This window comes from Mycobacterium branderi (assembly GCF_010728725.1).
GTDB classification, from domain to species: Bacteria; Actinomycetota; Actinomycetes; order Mycobacteriales; family Mycobacteriaceae; genus Mycobacterium; species Mycobacterium branderi.
Window position 1 is genome coordinate 3,334,947 of sequence record NZ_AP022606.1, and the last position, 16,582, is coordinate 3,351,528.

Here is a 16,582-nt window from a genome sequence, read left to right on the forward strand (position 1 = left end):
ACACGTCCCGCGTCCGGCCACCGTGGCGGTGTCCCGGCTACAGCCGTACGCGGCCCCAGCCTTTGCCGAAATGTCAGCGCTGGGCGCGCACAACGGCACGGTGGATCTCGGGGTCGGATATCCCGACGAGGACGGACCCCCCGCGATGCTGCAGGCGGCCCAACACGCGATTGCCGACGGCTTCAACCAGTACCCGCCCGGAACGGGCATCGCGGCCCTGCGGCAGGCCATCGCCGGCCAGCGCAAGCGGCATTTCGGCGTCGAATATGACCCGGACAGCGAGGTATTGGTGACGGTCGGGGCCACCGAGGCCGTCGCGTCGGCGGTGCTGGGCCTGGTCGAGCCGGGGTCTGAGGTGGTGTTGATCGAGCCGTTCTACGACTCGTATTCGCCGGTGGTAGCGATGGCCGGTGCCCGGCGGGTGATCGTGCAGTTGGTGCCCGACGGCAATGGCTTCGCCCTTGACGTCGACGCGCTGCGGCGCGCGGTGACACCACGGACCAGAGCGCTGATCGTCAACTCGCCCCACAACCCGACCGGCTTGGTGCTGACGGCGGACGAACTTGCCGCCGTTGCGGAAATCGCGGCGGACGCCGACCTGCTGGTGATCAGCGACGAGGTGTACGAGCAGCTCGTATACCCCTCGCCCCGCGGGCACCGCCACCTGCCCCTGGCCGGCTTCGACGGCATGGCCGAGCGCACCATCACCGTCTCGAGCGCGTCCAAGATGTTCAACTGCACCGGGTGGAGGATCGGATGGGCTTGCGGCCCAGCGGAACTCGTAGCCGGGGTGCGCACGGCCAAACAGCACCTGAGCTACGTGGGCGGCGCGCCGTTTGAGCACGCGGTGGCCTTGGCGCTGAATTCCGAGGATGCCTGGTTGGTGGCACGGCGAAACTTGCTGCGGGCCAGGCGTGATCGGCTGGCGACTGCTTTGGCCCAGCTCGGATTCGGCGTTCACGACAGCGCGGGCACCTACTTCCTGTGCGCCGACCCGCGTCCGCTGGGTTACGACGACAGCACGGCGTTCTGCGCCGCGCTGGCCGACAACGCGCAGGTGGTCGCGATGCCGATGTCGGACTACTGCGACTCGGCGGCCGAACATGCTGCGGTGTGGAATCACCTGGTGCGCTTCAACTTTGCCAAGAAAGACACCACCCTTGACGAGGCGATCAGGCGACTCGCCGCGCTCCGGAACGGGCGGTAGCGATCAGCCCCGGCTGGCCAGCACGATCTGCGGCTTGAACGGGCCGCGGCGCAACTCGACCGTGATGGCCGGATCGGCATGGCGGGCAAGCGCCCGCAGCGCCGACGGACTGTAGGCGCGCAGCGAACTGATGAATCCGTCGTGCGCACTCGGTCGTATCGGCGCCAATGGCAGGCGAAATGCCAACCCCACGAGGTGCAGCCATGACGGCGGGCGCGGCAAGTCGATGATCAACAGCTTGCGCGCGGCGCGAGCGCCTTCGGCCAGCGCCCGACTAGCCATGGCCGGCGCCAGGTGGTGGAAGGACAGCGCGAACACCGCTAGGTCGTAGCTCCCGTCGGGCGCGTCGATGGCGGTGGCGTCCATCTCTCGCACAGTGGCGCGCGGGTGACTGCCAAGGTCACTCGCAGCGATGGCGGCCACCGACGTGGGCTCGACGTCGGTGACCGTCACCCGGGCCGTGGGATGCATGGTCAGCAGCGCGCGCGATATGCCGCCCAGGCCGGCACCCAGTTCGAGGATCTCGGGATCGGTCACGTCGGTCACCTCGCCCAGCGCGATGCGCGCGAAGTTCTTGTGCCAACCGAGAATTCGTCCGCTGCGGTCCAGGGAGCGGATCACTTTGTCTTTCTTGTCGCCGACGTCGTCGCGGTCCAGATATTCCAGACGGTCGGTCTGCAACCGCCGGTCCAGCCACGACGCGTCCGGGCCGCCGCGCGGCATGCTGTCGATGTCGAAGGTCGCCATGTTGCCCATCATGACGTCTTTGGGGCAGCTTCTGGAGGCGAAGCAGGCACGACCGTCACCTCGGCGACTTCCTGACCGTGCAGAAAGTTCGACTGCCGCAGCACTTCGCGGCCCGTTACCGCGATCGAGGAAACACTGCGCGCCAGAACCCTCAGCAGACAGCGCAACTCGAGGCGGGCCAACACTGCGCCCACGCAGTAGTGCGGACCGCCGCCGAACGACAGATGCGGGTTGGGGTGGCGGTCCAGCACAAATCGCTCCCCGTCGGGGAAGACACCCTCGTCACGGTTGGCAGAAGGTATCCACAGCACGACCCGGTCGCCGGATCGAATCTCGGCCTCGCCCAAGGATATGTCGGCGGTGGCGGTGCGCAGCACATGCCCCGGGGGCGACGTCCACCGGAGGATTTCTTCCACCGCCGAATTGATCAGCTCCAGATCCTCGCGCAGCCGCCGCCAGCAATCGGGATCCTGAGCGAAGGCGACCATGGCGCCGGATACCGCCAGCGGGGTCGTTTCCAGCCCGCCGGTGAGCATGCCGTCGCAATTCAGCAAGATCTCGTCGTCGCTGAGCGGGCGGCCGTCGACGGTTGTCTGCGACAGCGCGGTGACAAAGTCGTCCTGCGGGTCAGCCCGGCGCTGCTGCAGCAGCTCGTCGAGATACATGAACAGTTCACCGTGGGCTTCGGCGGAGTCTTGCGCAACATTGGTGGCGTAGGCGGCGTCGATCAATTTGCCCAATTTCGCCCAGTCCGCATGCGGAATTCCCAGCACTCGGGCAAGCACCTGGCGCGCGATGACGGCGCCCAGGTCTTTGACGGCGTCAAAAGAGCACCCGCCCGCAATCAGCTCGGCAAGCAGCTTCTCGATGTCGTCCTCGATCGCGGATTGCATCCGGTCAACCGCGGAACTCGACAGCCACGCCGAATGTGCGGCGCGCAATCTGCGGTGATTGGCGCCGTCGGTGACGACCAGCATTTTTCCCGACGCCAACGCGACCGCGCGGGCGTTGGAGCCCAGGCGCATGCCCGAGCCCGAGGCGAAGTCTCGAGGATTCTGCAGCACTTCACGCGCTAACTGGTGAGTGGTGACGGACCAGAATTCGCCGTGGGTGGCCGAGTGGGTCCAGGCGACCGGATGCGCGCGGCGCGCCGCCTCCCACACCTGGTATCGATTGGGCGCAGCGTGAAACGACGGGTCGGCCGGGTCGCCAGATGTTGCGTCCAGCTGCCACATGGGCCAGCGCCCGTTCAGCGCACGCGACGGGTGTTGGGGCGCGTCCCTTTGATCCATGCTCGAAATCGAGCGTAACCAGCCGGGCGCGAATCGGTCCAGTACGCACGCGTACCCTCGTCGTTACCTTTGAAAGACAAGGAGCATCGGATGCGAGTAATCGTCGACGAGTCGCTGTGCGAGGCCAACGGGTTCTGTGAATCGTTGGCCCCGGATGTGTTCGAAATCGGCGACGCCGACGTGGTGCAGATTGCCGACGGCGATGTGCCTGAGCACTTGGAGATCGACGTGCGCGCCGCCGTCGACCAGTGTCCGAAAGCCGCTCTGCGGCTTATCGATTGATCACCGTAACGCGATCGACATCTCGTCGTAGATCGACATGTTGGTAACCAGGCTGGGGTAAGCAACTTTCGGCGGACCCAGCTCGATGCGGTCGGCCCGCAACAGCAGCTCGTCGAACACCGCGCGCAGCTCGGCGCGAGCCAGGAACGCGCCCAGGCAATGGTGCGGGCCGCCGCCGCCGAACGCCACGTGCGGGTTGGGCGCCCGGCCGATGTCGAAGGCGAACGGCTCGTCGAACACTTCCTCGTCGCGGTTCGCCGAGCGCAGCATCGACACGATGCGCTCACCGGCAGGGATGTGCTGGCCGTCGAGCTCGATGTCGACTTTGGTGGTGCGCGTCCAGTACGCGACCGGGGTGGCCCAGCGCAGCACCTCCTCGACGGCGCCGGCCCGCACCGACTCCTCGGCGCGGTAGCGCTCGATCTGATCGGGGTTGGCGACGAACGCCTGCAGCCCGGCGGCCAGCGCGTTCTTGGTGGTGTCGCTGCCGGCGAAGGCCAGCACGAAGAAAAAGATCTCCAGCTCGTTGGCGGGCAGCCGGAACTGCTCGCCGTCGTCTCCGACGATCTCCGCCGAGGCCAGCGTGCTCCAGATGTCGTCGGCCGGATTGCGCCGCTTCTCCGCGGTGAGCGCGAGTGCGTAGCCGAAGATCGTGCCGTAGAGATCCAGTTCTTCCTGCTCGGTCAGCCGGGCCTTGGGGGAGCGGGCGGTCAGGATGCGGTCGAAGACGCCGAAGATACGGGGCCGGTCTTGATCCGGGATGCCGATGATGTCGCCGATCACCGTCATCGGGAGCGCGTCGGCGACGTCGGCGATCCAGTCGCCGCCGCCGCGAGCCAGCAGGTCGTCGACCATCCGCGCGGCGCGGGCGCGGATGCCGTCCTCGAGCTTGGCGATCGCGCGCGGAGTGAACGCGCTGGAAATGAGCTTGCGGCGCTTGCTCAACTCGGGCGGGTCCATGTTGATGATCGTCGGGTACGACGAGAACGTGTCGAGCGGCTGGACGAGCGGGCCGTCCTTCGCCGTGAACGAGTCGGCGTCACGGTGGATGCGCACGGCGTGCCGGTGTTTGGTGGTGATCCAAAACTCGCGTTGGGCGCCGACCTTGGCCGCTCCAGGAGTCAGCTGGTGGCGGAAAAGCGGCCGGTTGCGCCGCAGGTCTGCGAATAATGCGTCGGGAAAACCATTGCGCCACAATGCGAAGTCCGACAGGTCCAGTTCGGCTGTGGTCACACTGAACCTCCGAGCGTTGACGTTCAATACTTAAAATAGTAAAAATAGACCGAGACTTCCAGGTGGAGAGGTAGTGACGCACACTGTTTCGGACGCAGACCCGTCGGAACGCGAATTCGGGTCGACGGGTATCGCGCTGTCCAAGTACCGCTTCCCGACCGGGTGGTTCATCGTCGGATTCGCTTCTGAGCTGGCGTGCGGCGAGGTCAAGCGCGCGCACTACTTCGGCGAGGAGCTGGTGCTGTTTCGCACCGAGTCCGGTGAGGTGCACGTGCTCGACGCGTACTGTCAGCACCTCGGTGCGAACATGGGCGTCGGCGGCACCGTGGAGGGCGAGAACATCGTCTGCCCCTGGCACGGTTGGCGCTGGCGCGGCGACGGCACCAACGCGCTGATCCCGTACAGCAAGATCGGCTGCAAGCAGAACGTGCGCATCCGCACCTATCCGGTCACCGAGTGGTACGGCTTCATCCTGGTCTGGCACGAGCGCCACGGCCGCGCGCCGTACTGGCAGCCGCCGGTGCTGCCCGAATTGGAGACCGGCGAGTACTACCCGCTGCACCCGCACAGCCGAATGCTCAACCGGGTCAAGGTGCACGCGCAGATGATCATCGAAAACGCCGCCGACCCATATCACGTGCAGTACGTGCATAAGGCCGCCAACCCGGCGAACACCGCGTCGTTCGAGGTATCCGGCTATCACCTGCACGCCACGGTCAACGCTCACTTCGGGGGCGGCCGCGCGCAGACCTGGCTGACCCCGAACGGCCCGGTGGACGCCAAGATCATCTACGACAACTACTCGCTCGGGCTGGGCGTGGTCCGATTCCCCAGCGACCTGGTCGCCACCATTCAGGTCACGGGACAGACCCCGGTCGACGAGGACTACACCGACTACTTCTACACCCAGGCCTCGGTGCGCGAGCCCGGCGACACCGGCGACAGGCCTACCGGCCGCGCCGCGAGATTCCTTGCGCTGCAACAAGAAGTGATCAAACAGGATTTCTTCACCTGGGAGAACATGAAGTATTTGGAGAAGCCGAACCTGGCGCCCGAGGAAGCCCGCGACTATGCGGCCCTTCGCCGTTGGGCGCATCGCTTCTACCCTGGCGAACAACCCTGTGCCGACGACTTCGGATACACCCCTGACGGTCAGCCCGACCCGGCAGCCGCGCACGCCTGATGCCGATCGGGCCGGCTGATTTCGGCGTCGAACGATTCAGCGTCCCAGCGGTGCTCGACCGTCGCGCCGAGCAGTGTCCCGACCGGGTGATGATGTCGGTGGCCGGTACGCCGGTGACCTTCGAGCAGATGCGACAGCGATCCCGCGCGGCGGCGAAGGTATTGCGGGACAAAGGCATTGGCCGAGGAGATTGCCTGGCGCTGTTCACCGCGACCTGCCCGGAGTGGATCTACTTCTGGTTGGGTGCGGCGCGGATCGGCGCGGTGACGGCCGCCGTCAACGCCGCTTACAAGGGTGAGTTCCTTCTGCATGCGCTGCGGCTCTCGCAAGCCAAGGCGATCCTCACCGACGCCGAGCGACGCCCACGCGTCGACGCGGTGGCTGACGGGCTGCCGATGCTCAAAGAGCTGCTGATGCAAAGTGATTCGCTCGACGAGCGTGGTGCAGTAGCGGATGACCCGGCTGACGCCGGCGAAATCGGATCGCTGTTTTTCACCTCCGGCACCACCGGCGCGTCGAAAGCGGTTGCCACCAGCTGGCACTACCTGTTCACCGCGGCGGCGACGGTGGCGTCGGCGTGGAAATTCAGTGCGGGCGAGGTGCTGTGGACGGCGATGCCGTTGTTTCATCTCAGCGCGGCGCCGTCGGTGCTGGCGCCGATGCTGGTCGGCGGGACCACCGTGCTGGCGCCGGCCTTTCATCCCGGTTCGGTGTGGGACGAGGTGCGCGCGTGCGGGGCGGTGGGCTTCGCCGGCGCCGGCGCCATGGTGTCGATGCTTCAGAACCTGCCGCCCGACCCGCGCGACGCGCAGCTGCCGCTGCGGTTCATCTCCGCCGCGCCGATCGATGCCGGGCTCTATCGCGACGTCGAAAAGCGGTACGGCTGCCGCATCGTCACCATGTACGGCCTGACCGAGGCTTTCCCGATCACCGTCAAGGGCGTCGACGAAGGCGGGGTGCCGGGAACGTCGGGCCGGCCCAACCCGAGCTTCGACGTGGCAATCCTCGACGCCAACGGCGATCCGGTGCCGGCCGGGATTGTCGGCGAGATCGCCTGCCGGCCCAGGTATCCGCATGTGATGAGCGAGGGTTATGTCGGCAGCGGCGGGGCGGTCGAGCCGCACCCGCAGTGGTTTCGCACCGGCGACCTCGGTGTGCTGGACGACGAGCAGAACCTGACCTACCTGGACCGCGTGAAGGATTCGCTGCGCCGCCGCGGCGAGAACATCTCGTCGGTGGAAGTCGAATCAACCGTGCTGCGCCACCCGGCGGTCGCCGAGGCGGCAGCGGTCGGGGTGCCCAGCGAGTTGGGCGAGGATGACATCCTGCTGGTCGTGACGCTGCAGCCCGAGTCGTCGCTGGACTACGTCGAGTTGCTGGACTTCTGCTCGGCGCGGATGCCGTACTTTTGCGTGCCCCGCTATGTCGAGGTCGTGGACGAGATTCCCAAGACCGTCATCGGGCGGATACGCAAAGATGTGTTGCGGGCCCGCGGACTCGGTCCGGGAGCCTGGGACCGGGAACGTCACGGATACATCGTCAGCCGGTGAGGTGGGGAGGAACCACGATGAGCATGACCTACCAGCAGCAGTACCTTCTCGACGGCGCGACGGGACGCGACGCCATCCTGGATCTCACCGCCCGGCACAACCGGTGCTACTCCGACGGCGACCGCGACGGCTGGATCGCGACGTTCCGGCACTCCGGCGCCAGTTACGTCCGCGGCGGTGAGGAGTTCACCGACCTGCGCGCCGCCTTCGACGGCGGGGGCGGGCAGCGGCTGGTCAGCGTCGATCACGAGATCAGCGTCGACGGCGTCAACGCCACGCAGCGCTGCGTCGCGCTGCTTTACGCTGTTGGCGACGACGGCGTCCCCGCGCTGCGGGCCACCGGCATCTATCAGGATCGGCTCATCTACGAACGCGGCGGCTGGTACTTCACCTCCCGTGAGCTGCAATGGGATTCGGCGCCGGCCCGGGTATGACGGGTATTCAACTCGCCTTCGGCACCTACGAGGACGCGTTGCGCATGGTCGGGACGGTGTCCGAACCGCGCACCGCGGGCAGCGCGGTGACCGCGGCGCGCATCCAGATGTTCGCGGCGCTGGTGCGCGACGCCAACCCGTCCTACTGGGACGCCGAATTCGCCGCCGCGACCTGGGGCGGCCTGCTGGCGCCGCCGGCGCTGTTGATGAGCTGGCTGATCCCGCCTCCGTGGCTGCCGACGGGGGAGCCGCGGGTAACGGCGATCGCGCTGCGGGTGCCGCTGCCCGGGACCACGTTCGTCAATGCGGCCAACGAGGCCGAATTTCTGCTGCCCATCGTCGACGGTGACTTGCTGACCGTGGTCGAGGAGGTCGTGTCGGTGTCACCGGAAAAACGGACCCGCCTCGGCGTCGGGCATTTCGTCGAGACGCTCGACACGTTCACCCGCCAGGACGGTGCTGTGGTGGCCCGCAACCGAAACACGTTGTTCCGCTTCACCCCTGAGCCGGCGTCATGAGCGTGCAGTGGGATCAACTCGCTGTCCCGGTGGAGCTTCCGGTTGTGCTCGACGACATCGACTATCAGCGGGTGGTGATGAACTCCGGTGCCACCTGGGACTACTTTCCCGGCCACTTCGACCCTGGCTATGCCTATAACCAAGGCCACCCAACGATTTTCGTCAACACCATGCACCTGGCCGGGTTCGCCGACCGCATCGCGACCGACTGGGCCGGTCCCGACAGCCGGGTGATACGCCGCGCGATGCGCCTCGTCGCGCCGATCTATGCCGGCGACACGATGGTCGGGCGGGGACGCGTCGTCGCCAAGCGCACCGACGCCGGTGTCGACCCGCCGCGGCATCTGGTGGACCTGCAGATCGAGGTGAGCAACCAGCGCGGCGAATTGTGCTGTCCGGTCGAACTCACGCTGCAGCTACCTCCCTCGTAGGCGCCGAGTGTGGGCTGGGGGCACGCGAATTCGCGGGCAGGCTCAACTCCGCACTCGGCTAATTCAGCGGGCTCTTGCTGACCACCGACTGCAGCTCGACGTACTCGGCCAGGCCTTCGGGGCCGAACTCGCGCCCGATGCCCGATTGCTTGAAACCACCGAACGGGGTGGCGATGTCGAGCATGTACATGTTGATGCCGTAGGTGCCGGCGCGCACCGCCGAGGCGATCTCCATGCCGTGGGCGGCATCTGCCGTCCACACCGACCCGGCCAGACCGTAGTCGCTGTCGTTGGCGATGCGCACCGCGTCGTCCTCGTCGGTGTAGGTCAGCACGGTCAGCACCGGGCCGAAGATCTCCTCGCGCGCGATGCGCATGTCGTTGGTGGCATCGGTGAACAGCGTCGGCCGCACGTACCAGCCGCGGTCGCTCGGCGGATCCTCGCCGCCTAGGACAATGCGGGCGCCCTCTTTGCGTCCGGACCGGATGTAGTCCTGCACCCGGCGCTGCTGGCGTTGGGCCACAAGCGGTCCGATGTCGGTGGCCTCGTCGAACGGATCACCTACCTGCAGTCCGGACATCATGTCGGCCAGCGCATCGACGACCTCGTCGCGGCGGCGTTCGCTGACCAGGATGCGGGTCTGCGCGACGCAGGCCTGCCCGTTGTTCATCAGCCCGGCGGTCTTGAGCCCGGCGACCGTCTTGTCGATGTCGGCGTCGTCGAGGATGATCGCCGCCGACTTGCCGCCCAGTTCCAGGCTCACCCGTTTGAGCTGCTCCCCACAGATGGCGGCGATGCGCCGGCCCACGGCGCTGGATCCCGTGAACGCGATCTTGTCGACGCCGGGGTGGCGGACGAGCGCCTCGCCGACGTCAGGTCCGCCGGTGACCACCGACACCACCCCGTCGGGCAGGCCGACCTGCTCGAGCATCTCGGCCAACCACAGTGCGTCCAACGGTGTTTCCGGTGCCGGCTTGACGACCACCGTGCAACCGGCGATCAGCGCGGGAATCAGCTTGGGCATGATGAGGAATTGCGGCACGTTCCACGGCACGATCGCGCCGACCACTCCCACCGGTGCACGACGAACGAGCACCTCGCCGCGCACACCCTGGCGGCGTTCCGTCCACGAGAAGTCACGCGCGGCCACCAGCGCCAGGTGCATCATCGACGCCGCACCGGCCCCTTGACCGAGCCGGCTGAAACTGCGCGGCGATCCCATCTCGGCGGTGATCAGATCGGACATTTCGTCGACGTGGGGCGCGTAGATGGCGGCGAGCTCTTCGATCTTGGCCATCCGCTCGCGCGGTTCCAGCCGCGGCCACGGCCCGTGATCGAAGGCATGCCGGGCGGCGGTCACGGCGGCGTCGACATCCTCGGGACTGCCGGCCGGCGCCTCACCGATGGGCTCCTCGGAGTGCGGCGAGATCACCGTGAGCCGGCCCCCGTTCACGGGTTTGCGCCACTGTCCGCCGATGAAAAGCTCGTCGTAGCAACGATGGTCAAGCAGCTCGGGCATGCGGCACCGCCTCCTGACATGGCTATTACTGCTAACATAGCAAGAAAACGTGGGAACAGGAGTCCATGTGGGCGACGACTGGCGCTGTTACCCGTTTTCCCTGGTGCCCGACGACCCGATGCTGGAATTCCCGGCTGCCGAAGGCGAGCACCCCGGCCAGGAGTCCGACACCTGGTTCATCGCCGGCGAACTGGATGGCGTGTCGGGCCGGTCGTTCGCGTTCCTGACCATCTTCAACAAAAACCGCCCCGGTGGATCGGTGATCGCCGACTTCTACACGATGGCGCTATTCGACTGCGACGCAGGCACATACGGCACCTACACCGACTACGACATGCCGCCGCGCAATGCGGCCACCCCGAAACTATCCGCGACGGCGGACCACCTCGACATCCGCTACGCCAGCAGCGCCGGCACCGGCACCTGGACCACCTGCCGCGACGACGACGGCCATCTGCTGCCCTACACTTACCGGGTCGACGTGGTCGGCGTGGATCAGGCGGGCCGGTCGATGGGCTTGGAGCTGGCGGTCACGCCGACCCGCAAGCCGGTTCCGCTCGGCGCAGCCAAGTACGGCGGCCGGATCGCCTGCTTCGGCCAGGACGACACGTATTCGTATTTCCAGACCCGGATGGCGATGACCGGGACGCTGCGCTGGGGCGACGCCCATGAACGTGTCAGCGGCAGCGCCGGGCACGTCGACCGGCAGTGGTTTCCGCGCTATGCCGGCGGCGGCGGGACCGGGGGAGACCCGCGTGCCCGCTCCCACGAGTGGCGCACGATCAATCTGGACAACGGCGTCGACCTGAGCATCTGGCGACAGTTCGACCGCACCAATCACAATGCGCTGCAGCCCTTCTCGGGGGTGACCGTCAGCTACCCGGACGCACCACCGCAGTGCGCCGAGGACGTCGACGTCACCGTCGACAGCTACGTCCGGTGGCCGGATTCGATCCGTCCCCTGGTGCCGCCGCTCTCGCAGGTCCGCTACATGCCCGACCGTCACCGACTCACCTGCGCCACCTTGCAACTCGACCTCACCGGCGAGCCGCTGGTGGCCGCGCCGGCGCATGCGTTGCCCATCGAATACATGGAGGGGCCGTACCGCTACCGCGGAACGCTGCGCGGAAAACCGGTGAGCGGCTTCGGGTTCTACGAGCGCTCGCTGGCGCTCTACCGGGACTGGGAACTTGCCGACATTGCGTCGGCCCAACTCTTATGACGATGCTGCAACCCGGGTTCGTTGCGGCCGAACAACAAGTGGTCGCGCACGCCCGATTCGAGGTTGGCCTGTAACCCCTCGACCAGCCGGTAGTCTTCGTCGCGCACGGTGGCGTGCGCATAGTCGAACACGGCCTGGGCACCGGCCGCCACGGACTCGTCGGAGGTGTCCAGCGGCGTCGAATTCTGGTGCACGGTAACCGATCTGCCCGGCTTGTCGCCCGGATAGATTCGGAACAGTTCACCGTTGGCGATCGTCACCGACAGCACGATGTTGGGGAACAGCGCGTAGATCACCACCATGTTCTGGAACGGATCCCACTGTTCTTCGGGTACGTTCTCCAACTCGAGGATGGAGTTGAGCGGGAAGATCAACCGGTGATGTGCGCCGAACGCGTCGAAGACCGTGCAGTTGCTACGCGCGATCGTCGCGAAGGTCTGGCGGTGCACGGTGGCGAAGTGGTAGTTCTCCGAAAAGGTGTCGACCGCGAGCTTCCAGTTGATCGGGGAGTCGAGGACCTTCTCGCCCAGCGGTGACCACCGTCCGATGCCCCACGAGTCGAGTTCGTCGGCCAGCGGACCCAGGTGCGCGGCGACGTCCAGCTCGGCATCGGGTTGCAGTGAGACCCAAAGGAATCCGGCGAACTCAGTGGCCGGCAACTCGGTGAGCCCGTCGGATTTCACGCCCACCCCCGGAAAGCCCTCCCGGCCGGGCACTCCCACCAGTCGCCCGGTGTTGTCGTAGGTCCACGCGTGATACGGGCAGCTGAACCGCTTTGCCGTGCCGCAGCCGCTCACCACCTGCGACTGCCGATGCAGGCACACGTTCTCGAACGCCTTGACCGACCCGCCGGATATCCGGGTCAGCAGGATTGATCGGCCCATCACGGTTTTGGTGCAATATGCGCCCGGCGCCGGCAATTCGGAGCCGTAGCCGACCAGCTGAGGGCTGGCCAGCAGCATCGCGACGTCACGGTCGTGGCGGTCGAGTGACGTGTATTCCCGCGCGGCAACGGTCTGCTCCGTCGGCGCCAGGTCGGTCGTGTTGTCGCGCGCCAGTTTGACGGCGCGTCGAGTCAAGTCGATCAGCTGGTCGCGCTCCATGCTCTCAGTACAGACCTTGTCATGGTTGTAAGGTCAAGCTGTGGCTGAGCAGTTGCTGATCGGCGACGTCACGGCCTTGACCGGGATCGCGCCGGGCCGCATCCGCCACTACGAGAAGATCGGGCTGCTGCGGGCCGAGCATCTGTCCAACGGCTACCGCGTCTTCGACGTCGGGCAGGTGCTCGACCTGCTGCGCATCGATTTGCTCCGAAGCCTCGGCCTGGCCATCAAAGACATCCAGCGACTGGCCGACCAGAACACCTTGGCCGATGTCCTCGGCAACCACCGCGCGCTGCTGGCCGCCCAGCGTGACCGGCTCGATCAACTGATTGCGGCCATCGACGCCGCCACCGGTATCCACGACGCCGACGTCCTGCGTCAACTGGCGACCTCGCATCGCGACAGCATCGGTGTCATCGGTCGGCTGAGCACCCCGTTGTCGCCGGCAACCGCCGCGATGTACGCCCAACTGTTCGACGGCTGGCAGCTTCCGGTGCCAGCGCTGTTCGGCCAGATGGTGCTGCCGCCGGCAGCCAGCACCCTGCTAGAGGAACTCGCCGAGACGCCGGGACGCGAGGTGTTGTTCGACCGACTGCGAAAGCTTGCCGGCGAGGTCGTCGGGCTCGGCGAAAACAACGCCGCGGCAACCGAATTGGCGCACACGTGGATCGACCGGCAACTCGCTGACCCGCTACCCGACGACGTGGTCGGCGTGCTGCGGTGCGTACAACCGCTGCTGGGGCACGACCCGGTCATCGTCCAGGGATTTCGAACCTGGGCGGCGTCGATCAACCCCGCCGCGGCTCATTTCATCGACGAGCTGACCCGCGAGACCGCCCGCCGCGGCCTGGAAACGGTCAGCGTCATCGTGCTGCCGCCGGCGCGGCGCGGTTAGTCAGCCACCCGGTGGCTGCCAGGCGAATCCGCCGGGTGTGTCGACGCAGCTGACAGGTGTACCCGAGTTGGAGGTGGTCGTTGTGCCGGCCTGCTGGGGGCCGCAGGGCATGCCGACGGCCGGCCGGGTGTCCAGGGGAGGCGGGGGCGACGAAGAGGTGGTTGTCGGGGCGGTGTGCGTCGCGGCCGGCGCCGACGTGCTCGTGGGTGGCGTGGTGGTCGCGGCAGACGACGGCACGGCGCTGATCTCCGGCGGCAACGGCGGCGGCGCGGGTACCACAGGGGCAGCGGGGGTGGGCGGCAGGGTAGCCCTCGGTGGCGGCGGGGCAGCGGGCCGGACGGTGGTCACCGGCGCCGGTGTTTCGACGCCTGGCGTGTCGTGGAACGAGCGCGAGCGCAGCAGCATGACCGCGAAGTAGCCGAGCAGCGCGACGGCCACGATCGTCAGGGCGAACGCCCCTGTTTGCAGCAGCTTGCGCCGGCGCGCTGTCGCCGAGGTGTCGGTGTTGGTCGCGCGGGATACCGCTGGTTCGAAGAACGGGGCGGAGTCGTCGAATTCAGTGTCGTGCCAGACATCTGGCGAGCCTTCGTCGGTTTCGTCCGTCGTCGTGTCGGACACTGCAGGTTCGGGGAACGTGGCCGCATCGTCGAATTCCGCGCGGTCATCTGCAGGCATGGCGTCTGGCGCCGGCCATCCGAGGACGGCAGTGGCGTCGGCATCTGGCAGGTCGGACCGGTGATTGGTCTCGAGCGCTTCGGCGAAGTCTCGACAGTGCGGGAACCTGTCGGCCGGCGCTTTGGCGAGTGCGCGGGTGAAGGCCTCGTCGAAGTACGCCAGCTCCGGTTTGACATCGCCCGGCCGCGGCGGTGACTCATTGAGGTGCTTGCTGATTACCACGGCCGGGTTGTGATGCGCGAACGGCGGCGAACCCGTCAACAGATGAAAAGCGGTGCACGCCAACGCATATTGGTCGGCACGGCCGTCGACTGAATCGTCCATCAGCTGCTCGGGCGCGGCATAGCTGACGGCGCCGATGGTCATGTCCGTCTGCCGGGGCACACCCAAATCTGCCAGCAGGATGCGCCGCTTACCCGATTCGGGTTTGGTCAGCAGGATGTTGCCGGGCTTCACATAGCCGTGCACCAGCCCATGGTCGTGGGCGTAGTCAAGCGCCTCCGCGATCGCGGTGACGATCTCGCGAACCTCGTCGGGCGGGACGCCGTCGGGATAGGCATCGCTGAGCAGCCCAGTCGCATCCGCGCCGTCGACGTAGTCCATCAAGAGCCACAGCCGGCCCTCGAACTCGCCCCGGTCGTACAGGCCGACGATGTTCGGGTGCCAGAGCGTGGCCGCCAGATCAGACTCACGGTAGAACCGTTCCTGGTACACCGGGTCGGCCGATACGTCGGCGGGCAGAATCTTGAGCGCGTGACGGCGCGGCAGCCTCGGCCGCTCGGCCAGATAGACCTCCCCGTGCTGGCCAGATCCCAGCGGCCGAACAATGCTGAATCCGGCGGCCGTCGCACCAGTGACCAGCGGCATGGGGAGGATCGTACAAGCTGGTGCTCGCCCGGCAGAATTTCAGGCTTCGTCAACCGGGACGCCACCAGAGCTATGGGAGTTGTGCATCTGGCCACAACTGCCTCGGGACGTGTCAGGGGGCGCCGGGACGGGCAGTGCGAACTAAGTGATGCTGACATAGAGACATAGCATCACATAATCAATTAACTGATGCTATGGTTGGATGATGGCATCAGTTAGTGGGGGCACCGCGGTTGGGTACGAGACCCTTACCTGGGAGATGCCTGCTGAGGCAGGCTACGGCCGGTCTCATCTGCGCGCTGAGCTTCGCCAATCCGGCAAGTACAAAGCTGCAGTACCGGCTGTCATCGCCGACCTGGACGTCGTCCTGCCTCCGGCTGTTTTGGCTGATGCCGAGGAAGCTGGCCAGCAGATCACCCGGTTCGATGCGGAACTCGGGGAGGAGATCGCACCGTTCGCGTCAGTGCTGCTCCGGACGGAGTCAGCGGCCAGTTCCAAGATCGAGAACCTGACGGCCTCCGCGCGTGCTATCGCCGAAGCCGAAACTTTGGGAGATGCCAGCCGGCGTAATGCCGCGATGATCGTCGCTAATACCGAGGCAATGCAGGCGGCCGTCGCCCTGGCAGACCAAATTGACAGTGACGCCATCCTCGCAATGCACTCCGCGCTGATGCGTTCCAGCGAGCCCAGCATGGCGGGGAAGTGGCGCACTGAGCAAGTCTGGATCGGCGGAGGAGATTTCGGTCCGCATGGCGCCGATTTCATTGCGCCCCACCAAGACAAGGTCCCCGCGGCTATTGCCGACCTGATCCAGTTCGTCAAACGCGGTGATGTTCCGATGCTGCCACAGATTGCCATAGCGCACGCCCAGTTCGAGACCATCCACCCCTTCCGGGACGGCAACGGGCGCACCGGCAGGGCGCTGATCCAGGCGATGCTGCGGAACAAGCGGCTGACTCTCCAGATGACAGTGCCCGTCTCGGCCGGATTGTTGACTGACACCGGCGCCTACTTCCGCGCACTCGATCGCTACCGAGAGGGAGACCCCGCGGCGATAGTCGAAAGGCTTTCAGCCGCATCAGTTCTGGCGGTAGTCAACGGTCGGCGCCTGGTGTCGGACCTGCGGGCGATCAGGGAAGGCTGGCGATCGAAGATCACGGCCCGCCGAGACTCGGCTGTGCACCGTGTCGCGGACCTTCTGCTCAAACACCCAGTCATCAACGCACAACTGCTTCAACGCGAGCTGAACATCTCGACCGGCAATGCGCGCCGCTACCTGGACCCGCTTGCTGAGGCCGAAATCATTGTCGAATTCACGGCGCGTAACCGTAACCGCGCCTGGCGCGCTCCCGAAGTTCTGGGAGCGCTCGATGCATTCGCCGAACGGGCGGGACGGCGCGGGCTTCACGCGTAGCAGCGAGACG

The 16,582-nt window shown here is 66.6% G+C and carries 16 protein-coding genes; 10 read left to right on the top strand and 6 right to left on the bottom strand.

Features of this window, described 5'->3' with window-relative positions; translation table 11 throughout:
* Nucleotides 1-22 precede the first annotated feature (22 nt).
* Nucleotides 23-1,207, top strand: coding sequence for a pyridoxal phosphate-dependent aminotransferase (locus G6N47_RS16375; protein WP_163659802.1), 1,185 nt, complete (start codon nucleotides 23-25; stop codon nucleotides 1,205-1,207).
* Between the two features lie 3 nt (nucleotides 1,208-1,210).
* Here the strand turns inward: G6N47_RS16375 and G6N47_RS16380 are convergent, their stop codons facing one another.
* Together G6N47_RS16380 and G6N47_RS16385 are read right to left on the bottom strand one after the other, a co-directional pair.
* Nucleotides 1,211-1,963, bottom strand: coding sequence for a class I SAM-dependent methyltransferase (locus G6N47_RS16380; protein WP_083134742.1), 753 nt, complete (start codon nucleotides 1,961-1,963; stop codon nucleotides 1,211-1,213).
* Nucleotides 1,963-3,246, bottom strand: coding sequence for a cytochrome P450 (locus G6N47_RS16385; RefSeq protein ID WP_083134741.1), 1,284 nt, complete (start codon nucleotides 3,244-3,246; stop codon nucleotides 1,963-1,965). Before G6N47_RS16385 ends, G6N47_RS16380 begins: the two co-directional genes overlap by 1 nt.
* A gap of 90 nt (nucleotides 3,247-3,336) precedes the next feature.
* On the opposite strand from G6N47_RS16385, the gene G6N47_RS16390 reads away from it, so the two are divergent.
* The gene (locus tag G6N47_RS16390) at nucleotides 3,337-3,528 is read left to right on the top strand and encodes a ferredoxin (RefSeq protein WP_083134740.1); all 192 of its coding nucleotides are present in this window, start codon (nucleotides 3,337-3,339) and stop codon (nucleotides 3,526-3,528) included.
* Here G6N47_RS16390 and G6N47_RS16395 read toward each other — a convergent pair whose 3' ends face one another.
* Nucleotides 3,529-4,761: a cytochrome P450 gene (locus G6N47_RS16395; RefSeq protein WP_083134739.1), complete on the bottom strand. Its 1,233-nt coding sequence runs from the start codon at nucleotides 4,759-4,761 to the stop codon at nucleotides 3,529-3,531.
* A 73-nt stretch (nucleotides 4,762-4,834) separates the two neighbouring features.
* Between G6N47_RS16395 and G6N47_RS16400 the strand changes: the two genes are divergently transcribed.
* Genes G6N47_RS16400 through G6N47_RS16420 form a run of 5 tightly spaced genes read left to right on the top strand, consistent with a single transcriptional unit; the run spans nucleotide 4,835 to nucleotide 8,877 of the window.
* Nucleotides 4,835-5,944 carry an aromatic ring-hydroxylating oxygenase subunit alpha gene (locus G6N47_RS16400; protein ID WP_083134738.1) on the top strand — a complete coding sequence of 370 codons (1,110 nt, stop codon included), beginning with the start codon at nucleotides 4,835-4,837 and terminating at the stop codon, nucleotides 5,942-5,944.
* On the top strand, nucleotides 5,944-7,494 hold the full coding sequence (locus G6N47_RS16405) for an AMP-binding protein (RefSeq protein WP_083134737.1): 1,551 nt from the start codon (nucleotides 5,944-5,946) through the stop codon (nucleotides 7,492-7,494). Before G6N47_RS16400 ends, G6N47_RS16405 begins: the two co-directional genes overlap by 1 nt.
* A 17-nt stretch (nucleotides 7,495-7,511) precedes the next feature.
* Nucleotides 7,512-7,928 (top strand): nuclear transport factor 2 family protein, encoded by a 417-nt coding sequence (locus tag G6N47_RS16410; RefSeq protein ID WP_083134736.1) that lies wholly within the window; start codon nucleotides 7,512-7,514, stop codon nucleotides 7,926-7,928.
* Nucleotides 7,901-8,446: an FAS1-like dehydratase domain-containing protein gene (locus tag G6N47_RS16415; RefSeq protein ID WP_372517526.1), complete on the top strand. Its 546-nt coding sequence runs from the start codon at nucleotides 7,901-7,903 to the stop codon at nucleotides 8,444-8,446. Before G6N47_RS16410 ends, G6N47_RS16415 begins: the two co-directional genes overlap by 28 nt.
* Entirely contained in the window at nucleotides 8,443-8,877 is a 435-nt protein-coding gene (locus G6N47_RS16420; RefSeq protein WP_083134735.1) for a MaoC family dehydratase, read from the top strand. Before G6N47_RS16415 ends, G6N47_RS16420 begins: the two co-directional genes overlap by 4 nt.
* A 58-nt stretch (nucleotides 8,878-8,935) precedes the next feature.
* Here G6N47_RS16420 and G6N47_RS16425 read toward each other — a convergent pair whose 3' ends face one another.
* A complete protein-coding gene (locus G6N47_RS16425) occupies nucleotides 8,936-10,396 on the bottom strand; it encodes an aldehyde dehydrogenase (RefSeq protein ID WP_083134734.1) in 1,461 nt (486 codons plus the stop codon).
* Between the two features lie 67 nt (nucleotides 10,397-10,463).
* Here G6N47_RS16425 and G6N47_RS16430 point away from each other — a divergent pair, with 67 nt between their 5' ends.
* Nucleotides 10,464-11,618 (top strand): lipocalin-like domain-containing protein, encoded by a 1,155-nt coding sequence (locus G6N47_RS16430; RefSeq protein WP_139799775.1) that lies wholly within the window; start codon nucleotides 10,464-10,466, stop codon nucleotides 11,616-11,618.
* Here G6N47_RS16430 and G6N47_RS16435 read toward each other — a convergent pair.
* Complete coding sequence (locus tag G6N47_RS16435; RefSeq protein WP_083134733.1) at nucleotides 11,570-12,721, bottom strand: aromatic ring-hydroxylating oxygenase subunit alpha; 1,152 nt, start codon at nucleotides 12,719-12,721, stop codon at nucleotides 11,570-11,572. The genes G6N47_RS16430 and G6N47_RS16435 overlap by 49 nt on opposite strands.
* A gap of 40 nt (nucleotides 12,722-12,761) precedes the next feature.
* On the opposite strand from G6N47_RS16435, the gene G6N47_RS16440 reads away from it, so the two are divergent.
* On the top strand, nucleotides 12,762-13,616 hold the full coding sequence (locus tag G6N47_RS16440; protein WP_083134732.1) for a MerR family transcriptional regulator: 855 nt from the start codon (nucleotides 12,762-12,764) through the stop codon (nucleotides 13,614-13,616).
* Here the strand turns inward: G6N47_RS16440 and G6N47_RS29425 are convergent, their stop codons facing one another.
* Nucleotides 13,617-15,158 carry a serine/threonine-protein kinase gene (locus G6N47_RS29425; RefSeq protein WP_197945481.1) on the bottom strand — a complete coding sequence of 514 codons (1,542 nt, stop codon included), beginning with the start codon at nucleotides 15,156-15,158 and terminating at the stop codon, nucleotides 13,617-13,619. It abuts the gene before it with no gap.
* A 205-nt stretch (nucleotides 15,159-15,363) separates the two neighbouring features.
* On the opposite strand from G6N47_RS29425, the gene G6N47_RS16450 reads away from it, so the two are divergent.
* Nucleotides 15,364-16,572: a Fic family protein gene (locus G6N47_RS16450; protein WP_083131637.1), complete on the top strand. Its 1,209-nt coding sequence runs from the start codon at nucleotides 15,364-15,366 to the stop codon at nucleotides 16,570-16,572.
* Nucleotides 16,573-16,582: the final 10 nt, after the last annotated feature.